The following is a 13742-nucleotide window of genomic DNA, read 5'->3' on the forward strand; positions in this document are numbered from 1 at the left end:
GTGGTCTCGTGGTCAGTTGGGTGTGGCGGCGGGAGCCAGCTCGGGGATCCGGCGCAGCAGGTCGTCGATCAGTGGGTGCTCATCGAGGCGATCGAGGATCCCGCGGATCAGCTCCCGGGCCTCGTCGCGTCTCTCCAGGGTCCATAGCACCTCGGCCAGGTGGGCGGCGATCTCCTGGTCGGGCATGGCGCGATAGGCTCGCTCGAGCCAGGGAAGGGCGCCCTGGGGGTCACCTTCGCGGTAGTGCACCCAACCCAGGCTATCAAGAATCGCCGGGCTGTCGGGGTCGAGGGCATGGGCTCGCTCGATCAGTTCGCGGGCCTCGTCGAGCCGTGCCCTGGGTCCCTGGTCGACGAGGGTATAGCCCAGTGCGTTGAGTGCCAGGGCGCTATCGGGGTTATGCTCGATGATGCGCCGGAGATCACGCTCCATGCCATCCAGGTCATCCGCCTCCCAGGCGCGCATGCCGCGCAGATAAAGCAGCTGTTCGTCGGCAGGCGCGCGTGTCAGTTCGCGGTCGAGCAGGGCATCGGCCGCGTCGCCGAGCCCCTCACGATCGAGCAGCTCCACCTCCAGGGCGACCATGTCGCTATGGCTGTCGGCATGACGCAGCCGCTCGCGGCGCAGGAAGACGCGTGCATCGTTCAGTCGGCCATTCTCCATCAGCATCTCGGCGGCACGCAGACGACTGAGCAGAAAGGCCTCCTCCGCCGGTACCTGACGGTAATAAAGCAGGGCGTTGTCGATCTCGCCTTCGTCACGGGAAATATCGCCCAGCAGCAGGAGCGCCTCGGCCGAGGGCTCGGGACGCGCCGCTAAAGGAAGAAGCAGGCGCCGCGCCGGCTCTCGGTGTCCCTCCTCCAGGTAGAGGCGCGCCAGGCCGATGCGCAGTGCGTTATCGCCGGTGTGCTTCTCGAGCAGGGCTTCGGTCTGCACCTCGGCAGCGGCGACATTGCCCAGACGAAGCTCGCTTTGCGCCAGCAGAAGAATGAAGCGCGCATCGTCGGGCGAGACGGCGAGGCCGCGGCGCGCGGCGGCGCGAGCGGCGTGGGGGTCGTCCGCCGCCTGGGCCAGCCGGGCTCGGGTCAGCCACAGGGCCGGCAGCTCCGGAGCCCGGGCATCGAGACGCGCCAGGCGTCTGCTGGCGGCGGCGGTTTCCCCGGCGGCCACTTCGAGCATCGCGGTGGCGAGCTCGGCATCATGGCGGCGGGCATCCTCGGGGGCCGTGTCCAGATGGTCACGCAGCCGGGCCAGCAGGGGTGCCGGGGCGGCGTTGGTGGCCAGGGCGGCCTCCACCAGCGAAGAGATCTCGCTGTCGCCGCCTTCTCGAACCAGTGCCAGTCGCTGGCGCAGCGCTTCATCCCAGTCGCCACGCTGCACGGCGAGGCCGGCCAGCAGCCGGGCCGGGGCGACGCTGTCGGGGGCCAGCCCCTGCCACTCCCTGGCGGCACGGTCGAGCAGCTCGCGCTCATTGCCGAAGCTTGCGGCCAGCGCCGCCCGCTCTGCCAGGCCGGCGCTGCGGTAGCGTTGGCTGGCTGTGAGGTAGCCCTCGGCGGCACGCCGGTAGTCGCCGCGCTGTCCGGCCAGCTCCGCGGTGATAAGGCCGGCCAGGCCCTCGGCGTCCAGGCCCTGCTCGATAGGCGGGGCACCGACCAGCGGGTCCTCCATCACCTGGGGCGCACCATCGTCGAGCGGCCACGACTGGCAGCCGGCCAGCAGCAACGCCAGTGCCGACGTCGCCAGCGATTGAGGTATCAGGGAGTAAAGGGCGCGGGCCATGGGTGTCTCGCTTGTGGTGCGGTGGTCTCAGCATAACGGCTCGGCCGGCGCGGGCAAAGGCACGCCCTGTCGTCGGAACAGCCTTGTGCGGTGCTGTCATCCGGGCTAGCCCGGATGGGCCGCCATCGGCTGTCGGATGTGATAGAATCCATGCGCCTCGATTGCGAGGTCTTAATGGCCGCACACCCCACGTTCAAGATGCCCGACGCATGACGCTGCTTGCCCTTGGAATCAATCACCGTACCGCCACCGTCGAGGTGCGCGAACAGGTGGCCTTTGCCCCCGCCGAGCTCGATGCCGCGCTAGGTGAGCTGCGCGGCCTGCCCGAGGTCAAGGAGGCGGCTGTCCTCTCGACCTGCAATCGCACGGAACTCTACTGCGTGACAGAGTCCGCAGGCGAGGCAGCCGTTCTGGAGTGGCTGGGCCGCTTCCACGGCCTGCCGGTCGAGGATCTCACCCGGTGTGCCTACCATTATCTGGACAACGAGGCCGCCCGCCACCTGATGCGCGTCGCGGTAGGCTTGGACTCGATGGTGCTGGGCGAGCCGCAGATCCTCGGTCAGCTCAAGGACGCCTATCAGGCCAGCCGCCTGGGGAAAGGACTCGGCAAGGAGCTGGAGTGCCTGTTCCAGCACACCTTCGCCGTGGCCAAGCAGGTGCGAACGGAAACCGGCATCGGCCGCAATCCGGTCTCGGTCGCCTATGCGGCGGTCAGCCTGGCGAGCCGAATTTTCGATGACTTCGGCCGTGCGCGAGCACTGCTGATCGGCGCCGGCGAGACCATCGAGCTGGTGGCCCGTCATCTAAAGGAGGCGGGTGTCAGCCAGCTGACCGTGGCCAACCGCACCCGAGAGCGCGGCGAGCAGGTGGCCGCGCCCCTGGGTGGGCAGGCGATCACCCTGGACGCCATCCCCGAAGCCCTGGCCGAGGCGGATATCGTCATCTCCTCCACCGCAGCCCCGCTGCCGATTCTCGGCAAGGGCATGGTGGAGCGGGCGCTGAAGAAGCGTCGCCACCGACCGATCTTCATGGTCGATATCGCCGTACCTCGGGATATCGAGCCCGAGGTGGGGCAGCTCGCCGACATCTTCCTCTATACGGTGGACGACCTTCAGGAGGTGATCGCCGAGAACCGCCGTCACCGCCAGGTCGCGGCCGACCAGGCGGAGTCGCTGATCGAGCACGGCGTGGGCGCCTGGCAACACGACCGACGCATCCGCAGCGGGGGCGAGCTGATTCATGACTATCGCTCCCGGGGTGAGGCGCATCGCGACCACTCTCTGGAGCAGGCGATGACGCGTCTGGCGCGTGGCGAGGACCCCGAGGCCGTGGTTCGACGACTGGCTCATCAGCTGACCAACCGGCTGCTGCATGGCCCCACCGTGGCGCTGCGCGAGGCTGCCTCTGCCGAGCGCCACGATCTGCTCGAGGCGGCCAGCGCGCTGCTGCTCGAGGCGACCCCCGATACGACCACCCGATAGGATCGACGAATGAAAGCTTCCCTGCGCCAGCGTCTCGACGACTTCGGCGAGCGCTTCGAGGAGCTCGCCGCCCTGCTGGCGGCGCCCGAGGTGATCGGCGACCAGGCCCGATTCCGCGACTACTCCCGTGAATACGCCGAGCTCGAGGCTCTGGTGGAAACATGGCGTGAGTATCGTGCCGTGGAGGGCAATATCGAGGAAGCCGAGCTGCTCGCCTCCGACAGCGACCCCGAGATGCGCGAACTCGCCGAGATGGAGCTGAGCGAGAGTCGCGAGAAGCGCGACGCCCTGGAGGGAGAGCTCAAGCGCCTGCTGGTGCCCAAGGATCCCGATGATGGCCGCGGGGTCTTCCTGGAGGTCCGGGCGGGCACCGGTGGTGACGAGGCGGCGCTGTTTGCCGGTGACCTGTTTCGCATGTACTCGCGCTACGCCGAAAAGCATGGCTGGAAGGTGGAGGTGGTCAGCGCCAACCACGGTGAACAGGGTGGCTACAAGGAGGTCATCGCGCGCATTAAGGGGGAGGGGGCCTATGCTCGGCTCAAGTTCGAGTCCGGCGCCCACCGCGTGCAGCGTGTGCCGGCCACCGAGTCCCAGGGGCGCATCCACACCTCGGCCTGTACCGTGGCGGTAATGCCCGAGGTGGATGCGGTGGGCGACATCGATCTCGACCCCAGCGACCTGCGTGTGGATACCTTCCGCTCCAGCGGCGCCGGCGGCCAGCACGTCAACACCACCGATTCGGCGATTCGCATCACTCACCTCCCGAGCGGTGTGGTGGTGGAGTGCCAGGAGGAGCGTAGTCAGCACAAGAATCGCGCCAAGGCGATGTCGCTGCTGGCCGCGCGTCTCAAGCAGCACGCCGTGGATAGCCAGCGTCAGCAGCAGGCCGATACGCGGCGAAGCCTGGTCGGTTCCGGGGATCGCAGTGAGCGCATCCGCACCTACAACTTCCCCCAGGGGCGGGTCACCGATCACCGCATCAACCTGACCCTCTACAAGCTCTCCGAGGTGATCGGTGGCGAACATCTCGACGAGGTGATCGAGCCCCTGATCCACGAATACCAGGCCGAACAGCTCGCCGCCCTGCAGCAGGAGGCTTGAAGTGCGGGGAGGAGCAGTGACCCTCGATGCCCTGCTGGCCCATTCCTCGGCCAGGCTGAGCGCGGCTGGCTCCCCCACGGCGCGCCTCGACGCCGAGGTTCTGCTCTGCCATATATTGGGCGTCGAGCGCACCTGGCTCTATACCTGGGGCGATCGTCGGGCCGATGTTGAGGCGGCGGCGCGCTTTCGAGCGCTGGTGGCACGTCGCGAGGCGGGGGAACCGGTGGCCTATCTTACCGGCGAGCGGGAGTTCTGGGGCCTGCGCCTGGCGACCGACCCCAGCACGCTGATCCCGCGACCCGACACCGAGACCCTAGTCGAGTCCGCCCTGTCGCTGGCGGAAGAGCCCGAGGGCAAGCTGCTCGACCTGGGCACCGGCAGCGGGGCCATCGCCCTGGCCTTTGCCAGCGAGCGCCCCGCCTGGCGAGTGCTGGGCCTGGATATCCGTCCCGAGGCGGTCGCCCTGGCGCAACACAACGCCACACGACTCGCCCTTGCCAACGTCGAGTTTCGCGAGAGCGACTGGTTTGCCGCTCTGAAGGATGAGGAGTGCAAAACACGCTTCTCTCTTATCGTCTCCAATCCGCCCTACATCGCCGAGGATGATCCCCACCTGGCCATGGGGGATGTGCGTTTCGAGCCACGTTCGGCGCTGGTGGCCGATGGCGATGGACTGGCAGACCTGAACCACCTGGTGACGATGGCGCGGGAGCACCTGCTGCCCGGCGGCTGGCTGCTGCTGGAGCATGGCTGGAGCCAGGCCGCGGCGGTGCGCGAGGCACTCGTGGCGGCAGGTTACCGCGAGGTAGCCAGCCGCCGGGATCTCGGCGGCCATGAGCGGGTCAGCCTGGGGCGACTATCGCCTTGATTGGCCGACTGGCCGTGGAGGGTAGAGCCAATTGAGGCGCTCTCGGCGAGTCAGACCAAGCGTTGATAGCCGTCGATGCTTTGCTGTGGTACACCTTTTGCAGATGATATTTCCGTTAGCTGCCGTTATGCAGGGTGAATCCTGGTAGATTCTGCTGTCGCGGCGGCGCTAATGCCCCTTCGACGGTGTCCCTCACTCCATGAAAGCCAAGACTCGTACCCTCGATCGCATCGACCTGAAGATCCTGCGCTGCCTGCAGGAGAACGCCCGCATCTCCTATGTTGACCTCGCCAGCCAGGTGGGGCTCTCCACCACCCCTTGCCTGGAGAGGGTCAAGCGGCTGGAACGTTCGGGGGTGATCCGTGGCTACCGGGCGGTGCTTGATCCCCGGGCCCTCAAGGCCAATCTGCTGGTGTTCGTCGAGATCAGCCTGGAGACCCAGTCACCGGCGGTATTCGACGAGTTCCGTCGTGCCGTGGCGCGCCTGCCGCAGATCCAGGAGTGCCATCTGGTCTCGGGGCAATTCGACTATATCCTCAAGTGTCGTATTCCTGAGATGTCCGCCTATCGCCAGCTGCTGGGTGATGTGGTGCTGACCCTGCCTGGGGTCAAGGAGTCCAAGAGCTATGTGGTGATGGAGGAGGTCAAGGAGGAGTTCTCCCTTCATATCCCCGATATCGAGGAGCTTGAACACAAGTGAGCCGCGCCATGAATGACCAGGAACTGCTGCGTTATAGCCGCCAGATCATGCTGGAGTCCATCGACATCGAGGGGCAGGAACGCCTGCTCGCCAGCCATGTTCTGGTCGTCGGCGCCGGTGGGCTCGGTTCGCCGGTGGCCCTCTATCTGGCGGCTGCCGGGGTCGGGCGGTTGACCCTGGCCGATGCCGATGAAGTCGAACTCTCCAACCTGCAGCGCCAGATCGCCCATGGCGAAGCGGACCTCGGGCGCAACAAGGCGGAGTCGGCGCGCCAAGCGGCGCAGGCGCTCAACTCGAGATGTGGCATCGAGACGCTCACCGACCATCTGCAGGGGGAGAGCATGGCGGCGGCGGTGGCCGGCGTCGACGCGGTACTCGACTGCACCGATCGCTTCTCCAGCCGTTATGCGATCAACGCCGCCTGCCGCGCGGCCGGGGTGCCGCTGATCTCCGGCGCGGCGATCCGCTTCTCGGGCCAGCTGGCGGTATTCGATCATCGCGACCCCGACAGTCCCTGCTATGCCTGTCTCTATCCGCCCGATGGGCAGGGCGATCAGGCGCTCTCCTGTGCCGAAAGTGGCGTGGTGGCACCGCTGGTGGGACTGGTCGGAAGCTTTCAGGCACTCGAGGCGATCAAGCTGCTGAGCGGCGCCGGGGCGACTCATCAGGGGCTCTCCACCTTCGATGGCCTGAGCGGGGAATGGCGCCGCTTCGGCATCTCCCGCGACCCCGCCTGCGGCACCTGCGGCGATCGAGCGTCTGCCCCGCGATGGTGACTTCCTGACGCTGTTGGCAACGCGCCGGGGTCCGGTGCCTCGTCGGCGGATGATCCGGGGCTGAGCTGGTGCTGAGCCGGAGCTGAGAAGGTGGCCCTTCATGTGACGCCCCGGGGCTTGTGGCGTGGCTGGTCGGGGCAAGGTGTTATTGAATACTTGACATCAACGTGTCGCCTGGTATCAAACTGACACTCAGTCAGCACCCTCATGACAACAACGACAATATCCCATCAGTGCCCAACCCCGGGGAGCCTGCATGACCGACCACGCCGCACCGCCGAACTCCTGGTATCGAGACTCCATCGCCGTTGACCCTGGCCCCTGCCTACCCCTTGAGGGGGAGGTCCGCGCCGATGTCTGTGTGGTCGGTGGAGGGATCACTGGCTGTTCGGCGGCCCTGGAGCTGGCCGAACGGGGCTATTCGGTGGTGTTGCTGGAAGCCGGAGAGATCGGGCACGGCGCCTCGGGACGCAGCGGCGGACAGATCCTGCCGGGCCTGGGCACCGACATGGCCACGGTGGAGAGGGCGCTGGGGCGAGAGGCCGCCCGTGATATATGGAATCTGGGCCGCGAGGCGGTGTCACTGACCGCCGAGCGTGTCGAGCGTCACGCCATTCCCTGTGACCTTGAGTGGGGCTATCTGCATGCGGCGGTCAAGGAGCGTCATGTGCGCGAGCTGGCCGAGTATCGCGACCGCATGGCCCGCGACTATGACTATCACGACCTGGAGATGCTCGAGGGCGAGGCGCTGCGCGAACGGGTGGTCACCGATGCCTATCCGGCCGCCTTGTATGAATCCGCGGCCGGCCATCTGCATCCGCTCAACTACACCCTGGGCCTGGCCCGTGCCGCACGCGATGCAGGGGTGTGTATCCACCAGCATAGCGCCGCCGTGGCAATCGAGCGCAACCAGCCGGCCAGCGTGCACACCACCAACGGCCGGGTCACCGCCGATTTCGTGGTGCTGGGGACCAATGCCTACCAGGCCGGCCTGGCGCCGGAGCTCTCGGGGCGGGTGATGCGTGCCGCCAACTACATGATCGCCACGGCCCCGCTCAGCGAGTCCCAGGCGGCCCGGGTGCTCCCCTACAATGATGCCCTGTCGGATGCCAACTTCGTGCTCGACTACTATCGCCTCTCCGGCGATCGGCGGCTGATCTACGGCGGCGAGGTCAGCTATGACGGCCGCGAACCCAAGGGCATCCAGGCGCGCATGGATGCCAAGATCGCGAGGCTCTTCCCGGTGCTCGAGGGGATTCCCATCGAATATCGCTGGGGGGGTGACGTGGCGATCACCTTGAATCGTGCACCGGACTTCGGCCGCCTGGGTAGTAATCTCTACTACGCCCAGGGCTACTCCGGTCACGGCATGGCTCTCGCGGGGCTGGCCGGGCGGCTGATGGCCGAGGCCATCGCCGGCCAGGCCGAGCGATTCGATGCCTTCGCCGCCATGCCTCACCGGCACTTTCCCGGCGGCTCCCTGCTGCGCACCCCTCTGTTGGTGCTGGCCACCACCTTCTATAAGCTTCGTGATCGGCTCTGATGGGGAGACACGATGTTATGGCCCTCGACGCCACAACGAGCGATGCCATCACGACCGACTCCATACCAGCCGATTCCATAACAGCCGATTCCATAAGAACAGAGAGCAAGCCGATGACCGATACTCTGACCCTGGAGGCCGCCGATACCTCTTCAACCGAGATGGAGGAGTCGACTCGCGATGCCTCTTCCATCGAGATGCAGGGGCTGCACAAACGCTTCGGTCGCAATACCGTGGCGTTGGATGGTGTCGACCTGGTGATCGAAGCGGGGGAGTTCTTCACCCTGCTGGGCCCCTCGGGGTGCGGCAAGACCACCCTGCTGCGCATCCTCGCGGGCCTCGAGGAGGCCGATGCCGGGCGCCTGGCCATCGGCGGCCGCGACGTTACCGAGGTGCCGCCCCATCAGCGCAGCGTCAATACCGTCTTCCAGTCCTATGCGCTCTTCCCGCATCTCTCCGTGCGGGAGAACCTGGCCTTCGGGCTCAAGATGCGCGGCATGCCTCCGGAGCAGCGCGAGGCACGCGTCGCCAAGATCGCCGAGTTCATCCAGCTGGGTGATCTGGTGGAGCGGCGCGTCGACCAGCTCTCCGGCGGGCAGCGCCAGCGCATCGCCCTCGCCAGGGCGCTGGTCAATGAGCCCGACGTGCTGCTGCTCGATGAGCCATTGTCGGCGCTCGATGCTGGCCTGCGCAGCCAGCTGCAGGTAGAGCTGTTGCGGGTCCAGAAGCGCCTGGGCATGACCTTCGTGTTCGTGACCCATGACCAGGATGAGGCGATGGTGATGTCCGACCGTATCGCGGTACTCAACGGCGGGGTGATCCAGCAGGTCGGACCACCCCGGGAGGTCTATGAGCACCCGGCCAATGCCTTCGTTGCACGGTTCATGGGCCATGACAATCTCTATCCCATCAGCGCCCGGGATGGCGACCGACTGACCACGCCCCTGGGCGTGCTCAGGGGCGAGGCGGTCGGTGAGGGCGATCTGCTGTTGATTCGTCCCGAGACCCTGGACCTGCTGCCTGGCGAGCAGCAAGGCGACAATCGTCTGCCGGCCACCGTGACCGAGCGGCTCTATCGAGGCAGCCATGCGGAATATCGGCTCGAGGTGGGTGAGACCACGCTGCAGGCGACCCTGAACAACCGCGGTCGACGCCTGCCCGAGGTAGGCGACCGGGTCACCGTATCGGTGGCGCCGGAAGACCTGGTCACCCTGAGTGAATAAGGAGCCATCCATGTCCTATGCCGGCGTGATTCCATCGGCCCGCAGCCGGGCCATGGTGCGCGAGAGTCGCCACCTGCTGTTGACCGTGGCACCGGGTGCCATCTGGATCATCATCTTCCTGGTGCTCCCCAGTGCCTATCTGATGGGGGTGGCCTTCATGACCAATGGCCCCTACGGGCTGCCCGAGATGCCGCTGTCGCTCGGGTCCTTCGAGCGCCTGGCCGGTTTCGGCTTTCTCGGCTGGAGCCCGGGTAACCTCTATACCCTGCTGCGCTCTCTCTGGCAGACCCTGGTCTCCACCGGACTGGTGGTGCTGGTGGCCTACCCCATCGCCTATTACATCAGCACCTGCCGCGAGAAGTGGCGACCGATCATGCTGCTGCTGGTGGTGGTACCCAGCTGGACCAATCAGGTGATCCGTACCTTCGGCTGGATGAACCTGCTGGCACCGGGCACTCCGCTCTCCAGCCTGGCCGAGGGACTGGGCCTGATCGCGCCCAACATGGGGCTCTATCCCTCCAACTTCGCCGTCACCCTGGGGCTGGTCTATAACTTCCTACCGTTCATGGTGCTGCCGCTCTACGCCGCCTTCGAGAAGCTCGACACTGCCCAGGTGGAGGCCGCTCAGGATCTTTACGCCTCGCCGGTGCGTGCCTTCTGGCACGCGGTCTTTCCCCAGACCCTGCCGGGGCTGCTGGCCGGCGTCGTGCTGGTGGCGATCCCTGCCTTCGGCATGTACGTGATTCCCGAGCTGTTGGGAGGCGGCAAGGGCATGATGCTCGGCAACCTGGTGGCCAGCCAGTTCTCGGGCGGGGCCAACTGGCCGCTCGGTGCGGCCGGCGCGATCCTGATGCTGATCGCTACCTTCATCGGGCTGTACGCCATGCGTCGCATCGGCAAGCGTCTGGGTGGCGGGGAAGAGGTGGTGATATGAGAAAGCGCACACTCAAGCGAAGCCTGACTGGCTTCTGGTGGTTCACCCTGGCCTTCCTCTATCTGCCGCTGGCCGTTGTCGCCCTGTTCTCCTTCAACGCCTCCAACAGTGCCGCACGCTTCACGGGGTTTTCCTGGCGTTGGTACGAGCGGTTGCTGGGCAACGAGGAGATCCTCTCGGCCTTCGCCAACAGCATGGTGCTGGCGATCGTCTCCTCTGTCATCGCGCTGGTGGTCGGCTGTCTGATCGGCTATGGCATGTACCGCCACCGCCATCGCAAGCTGGGCTGGCTGATCGTGCTGATCTATCTGCCCATCGTGCTGCCGGATATCGTCTTCGGCATCTCGGAAATGGCCTTCTTCGTGCAGGTCCACCGCCTGACCGGCTTCCTGCAGCCTGGCCTGGGGACCATGATCATCGCCCACGTCACCTTCCAGATTCCCTTCGTGGCGCTGATCGTCTACTCGCGCTTCGTGGGCCTGGACCCGACGCTGTTCGAGGCGGCCAAGGACCTCTACGCGACGCCCACCAAGCGCGTTATCCACTTCATGCTGCCGACCATCAAGCCGGCGCTGATCTCGGCCTTCTTCCTCTCCTTCACCCTTTCGGTGGATGACTTCGTCATCAGCTTCTTCACCGCGGGACCGGAGAGCGCGACCCTGCCGATCTATATCTGGGGCGCGATCAAGAAGGGGGTGTCGCCGGAGATCAATGCCATCGCCACCCTGATGATCGCGGCGGTCGCCATTGTCGCCGTCATCAGCCTGATCTTCAGCCGTCGCCGGCAGGCGTGAGCCGGCACTTGCCTTCACAGGGAAACCAGGAGAGTCATCATGACAATCAACAAGAGTGCACTCGCCCTATCCATCGGTGCCGCGCTGCTGGCCGGCAGTGCCCAGGCCCAGGAGAACAAGCTCTACCTGTTCAACTGGACCGAATACATGGACCCCGAGATCATCGAGGCCTTCGAGGCGAAACACGATGTCGAGGTGGTTCAGAACTACTTCAACTCGCTGCCGGAAATGCTCTCCAAGCTTCAGGCGGGTGGTGTCTCGCAGTACGACATCATCGTGCCTTCCAACTACTATGTGCCGAGACTGATCAAGACCGGGCTGGTGCAGCCGCTGGACAAGTCGAAGATCCCCAACTTCGATAACCTGATGGACCAGTTCAAGGACCCGATCTTCGATCCGGGTGCCGAGTACACCGCGGCCTATCAGTGGGGGACCACCGGGTTGGTCTACAACAGCGAGACCTTCCCGAATGCACCCAAGAGCTGGTCGCTGCTCTTCGACCCCGAGGTCAATCCCGAACACCCCTTCGCACTGATGGGCGATGGCCAGGTCAATCTGGGGGGGGCCTGTGCCTATCTGGGGCATGGCTACGACTGCACCGACCCGGAGGGCTGGAAGGAGGCCGCGCGACTGCTGATCGAGACCAAGAATCGCGAGACCTTCAGCGGCTTCAGCGACGGTACGCCCCAGCTGCAGCAGCTGGCCCGGGGGGTGACCCATGCCGGCCTCACCTACAACGGTGACTACCTCTACTTCAAGGAGGAAGACCCCGAGACCTTCGCGTCGCTGCAGTTCATGATTCCCGACGAGGGCGCCGAGATGTGGGTCGACTCGATGATGATCACCGCCGAGGCCCCGAACCCTGACCTGGCGCACCAGTTCATCGACTTCATTCTCGACGCCGAAGTGGGTGCCCAGCTCTCCAACTTCAACTACTACGCCAGCCCCAACGCCGCGGCGGAGCCCTATCTGGATGAAGTGCTGACCCAGCCCCCGGTGCAGCCCAGTGAGGCGGATATGGAGCGTCTGCGCTTCACCCCGAGCCTTGAGGGCGAGTCGCTGCAGGTGTTCCAGCAGCTGTGGTCGGAAGTGCAGTCGCGCTGAGTGGATGGCCCCGGTGAGCGGGGCCGCCTTTCCATAAGCAAGGACATTCCCCATGAGTAACCGACAGGAACAGCCGCTTCTCAACGACTGGTTCCAGAAACATGGCATTACCGAGGTCGAGTGCCTGGTCAGCGACCTGACCGGCATTCTCAAGGGCAAGATCATGCCTGCCGGCAAGTACCTCAACGGTGGACGACCCCGTCTGCCCGATTCGATCTTTATTCAGACCGTGACTGGGGGCTATCCCGACGACGAGGATATTCGCTTCTGGAACCAGACCGAGCGGGACATGGAGCTGGTGCCCGACCCCGGAGCCATCTACCTGGTGCCATGGGCCGAGGATCCTACCGCGCAGATCATTCATGACTGCTTCTACCTGACCGGCGAGCCGGTGGATCTGGCACCGCGCCATGTGCTCAAGCGGGTGCTAGGGCTCTACGCCGAGCGTGGCTGGAAACCGGTGATCGCGCCGGAGGTGGAGTTCTATCTGGTCAAGACCAACACCGACTCCGACTACCCGCTGGAGCCGCCCATCGGGCGTACCGGGCGCCAGGAGAGCAGTCGCCAGTCGTTCTCCATCGATGCGGTCAACGAGTTCGATCCGTTGTTCGAGGAGATGTATGACTACTGTGACGCCATGAGCCTCGATCTGGACACCCTGATCCACGAGGAGGGAGCGGGGCAGATGGAGGTCAACTTCCAGCATGGGGACCCGCTGGCACTGGCCGACCAGGTGGTGATGTTCAAGCGCACCCTGCGTGAAACCGCACTGCGCCACGGCATGTATGCCACCTTCATGGCCAAGCCGATGGCCAATGAGCCCGGTAGCTCCATGCATATTCATCAGAGCCTGCTGGATAGCGAGTGCGGCCATAACCTGTTTGCCGGCGACGACGGCCAGCCCAGTCGGCTGTTCCACCACTTCATCGGTGGCCTGCAGAAGTATCTGCCGGCGGCGATGCCGCTGCTGGCGCCCAACGTCAACTCCTATCGTCGCCTGATGCGTACCGACAGCAGCGGCTCGGCACCGATCAACGTGGAGTGGGGCATGGATAACCGCACCGTGGGGTTGCGGGTGCCGGTATCGACACCCGAGGCGACCCGCGTGGAGAACCGGCTGGCCGGTGCCGATGCCAATCCGTATCTGGTGATGGCGGCCTCGCTGGCCTGTGGCTATCTGGGCATGCTGAGCCAACTCGAGCCACGTCCGCCGATGACCGGTTCGGCCTGGTCGGGCGGCCACAAGCTGCCCGACGATATCGGGCCGGCACTGGGTCTGCTGCAGGACTGCCAGGCCCTCTCCGATATCCTCGGCGAGCGCTTCACGCACAGCTATCTGGCGGTGAAGCGGGCCGAGCATCGCGCCTACTTCCAGGTCATCAGCTCTTGGGAGCGGGAGCACCTGCTGCTCAGGGTCTAGGCTAGTGGCCGAGGGCCTG

12 protein-coding genes are annotated in these 13742 nt (G+C 65.6%); 11 read left to right on the forward strand and 1 reads right to left on the reverse strand.

What is annotated here, in order from left to right:
• Positions 1-12: 12 nt before the first annotated feature.
• Positions 13-1779 carry a tetratricopeptide repeat protein gene (locus GRB80_RS02875; protein WP_161422491.1) on the reverse strand — a complete coding sequence of 589 codons (1767 nt, stop codon included), beginning with the start codon at positions 1777-1779 and terminating at the stop codon, positions 13-15.
• 209 nt (positions 1780-1988) lie between these two features.
• Between GRB80_RS02875 and hemA the strand changes: the two genes are divergently transcribed.
• The 11 genes from hemA to GRB80_RS02930 all read left to right on the forward strand — a co-directional run bounded on the left by hemA (position 1989) and on the right by GRB80_RS02930 (position 13723).
• A complete protein-coding gene (hemA, locus tag GRB80_RS02880; RefSeq protein ID WP_161422492.1) occupies positions 1989-3260 on the forward strand; it encodes a glutamyl-tRNA reductase in 1272 nt (423 codons plus the stop codon).
• Between the two features lie 9 nt (positions 3261-3269).
• Positions 3270-4361: a peptide chain release factor 1 gene (gene prfA / locus GRB80_RS02885; RefSeq protein ID WP_132042264.1), complete on the forward strand. Its 1092-nt coding sequence runs from the start codon at positions 3270-3272 to the stop codon at positions 4359-4361.
• A gap of 16 nt (positions 4362-4377) precedes the next feature.
• The gene (prmC, locus tag GRB80_RS02890) at positions 4378-5229 is read left to right on the forward strand and encodes a peptide chain release factor N(5)-glutamine methyltransferase (RefSeq protein WP_161422493.1); all 852 of its coding nucleotides are present in this window, start codon (positions 4378-4380) and stop codon (positions 5227-5229) included.
• A 199-nt stretch (positions 5230-5428) separates the two neighbouring features.
• Positions 5429-5929, forward strand: coding sequence for an Lrp/AsnC ligand binding domain-containing protein (locus GRB80_RS02895; RefSeq protein WP_132042265.1), 501 nt, complete (start codon positions 5429-5431; stop codon positions 5927-5929).
• Positions 5930-5937: 8 nt separating this feature from the next.
• Complete coding sequence (locus GRB80_RS02900; protein WP_161422494.1) at positions 5938-6705, forward strand: HesA/MoeB/ThiF family protein; 768 nt, start codon at positions 5938-5940, stop codon at positions 6703-6705.
• 256 nt (positions 6706-6961) lie between these two features.
• A complete protein-coding gene (locus GRB80_RS02905) occupies positions 6962-8248 on the forward strand; it encodes an NAD(P)/FAD-dependent oxidoreductase (RefSeq protein ID WP_161422495.1) in 1287 nt (428 codons plus the stop codon).
• A 113-nt stretch (positions 8249-8361) separates the two neighbouring features.
• Entirely contained in the window at positions 8362-9471 is a 1110-nt protein-coding gene (locus GRB80_RS02910) for an ABC transporter ATP-binding protein (RefSeq protein ID WP_161422496.1), read from the forward strand.
• Positions 9472-9481: 10 nt separating this feature from the next.
• Positions 9482-10405, forward strand: coding sequence for an ABC transporter permease (locus GRB80_RS02915; protein WP_132042269.1), 924 nt, complete (start codon positions 9482-9484; stop codon positions 10403-10405).
• Entirely contained in the window at positions 10402-11199 is a 798-nt protein-coding gene (locus tag GRB80_RS02920; protein WP_161422497.1) for an ABC transporter permease, read from the forward strand. The genes GRB80_RS02915 and GRB80_RS02920 overlap by 4 nt, the downstream gene beginning before the upstream one ends.
• Before the next feature lie 39 nt (positions 11200-11238).
• Positions 11239-12303: an ABC transporter substrate-binding protein gene (locus tag GRB80_RS02925; RefSeq protein WP_132042271.1), complete on the forward strand. Its 1065-nt coding sequence runs from the start codon at positions 11239-11241 to the stop codon at positions 12301-12303.
• 52 nt (positions 12304-12355) lie between these two features.
• The gene (locus GRB80_RS02930; protein WP_161422498.1) at positions 12356-13723 is read left to right on the forward strand and encodes a glutamine synthetase family protein; all 1368 of its coding nucleotides are present in this window, start codon (positions 12356-12358) and stop codon (positions 13721-13723) included.
• Positions 13724-13742 lie beyond the last annotated feature (19 nt).

It is taken from the genome of Halomonas icarae (genome assembly GCF_009901955.1).
Lineage (GTDB): Bacteria > Pseudomonadota > Gammaproteobacteria > Pseudomonadales > Halomonadaceae > Halomonas > Halomonas icarae.

Bases quoted from the DNA above. Each gene is read 5' to 3' on its own strand.
- GRB80_RS02875 (WP_161422491.1), bottom strand. From the start codon at position 1,779: ATGGCCCGCGCCCTTTACTCCCTGATACCTCAATCGCTGGCGACGTCG.
- hemA (WP_161422492.1), top strand. From the start codon at position 1,989: ATGACGCTGCTTGCCCTTGGAATCAATCACCGTACCGCCACCGTCGAG.
- prfA (WP_132042264.1), top strand. From the start codon at position 3,270: ATGAAAGCTTCCCTGCGCCAGCGTCTCGACGACTTCGGCGAGCGCTTC.
- GRB80_RS02895 (WP_132042265.1), top strand. From the start codon at position 5,429: ATGAAAGCCAAGACTCGTACCCTCGATCGCATCGACCTGAAGATCCTG.
- GRB80_RS02900 (WP_161422494.1), top strand. From the start codon at position 5,938: ATGAATGACCAGGAACTGCTGCGTTATAGCCGCCAGATCATGCTGGAG.
- GRB80_RS02905 (WP_161422495.1), top strand. From the start codon at position 6,962: ATGACCGACCACGCCGCACCGCCGAACTCCTGGTATCGAGACTCCATC.
- GRB80_RS02910 (WP_161422496.1), top strand. From the start codon at position 8,362: ATGACCGATACTCTGACCCTGGAGGCCGCCGATACCTCTTCAACCGAG.
- GRB80_RS02915 (WP_132042269.1), top strand. From the start codon at position 9,482: ATGTCCTATGCCGGCGTGATTCCATCGGCCCGCAGCCGGGCCATGGTG.
- GRB80_RS02920 (WP_161422497.1), top strand. From the start codon at position 10,402: ATGAGAAAGCGCACACTCAAGCGAAGCCTGACTGGCTTCTGGTGGTTC.
- GRB80_RS02925 (WP_132042271.1), top strand. From the start codon at position 11,239: ATGACAATCAACAAGAGTGCACTCGCCCTATCCATCGGTGCCGCGCTG.
- GRB80_RS02930 (WP_161422498.1), top strand. From the start codon at position 12,356: ATGAGTAACCGACAGGAACAGCCGCTTCTCAACGACTGGTTCCAGAAA.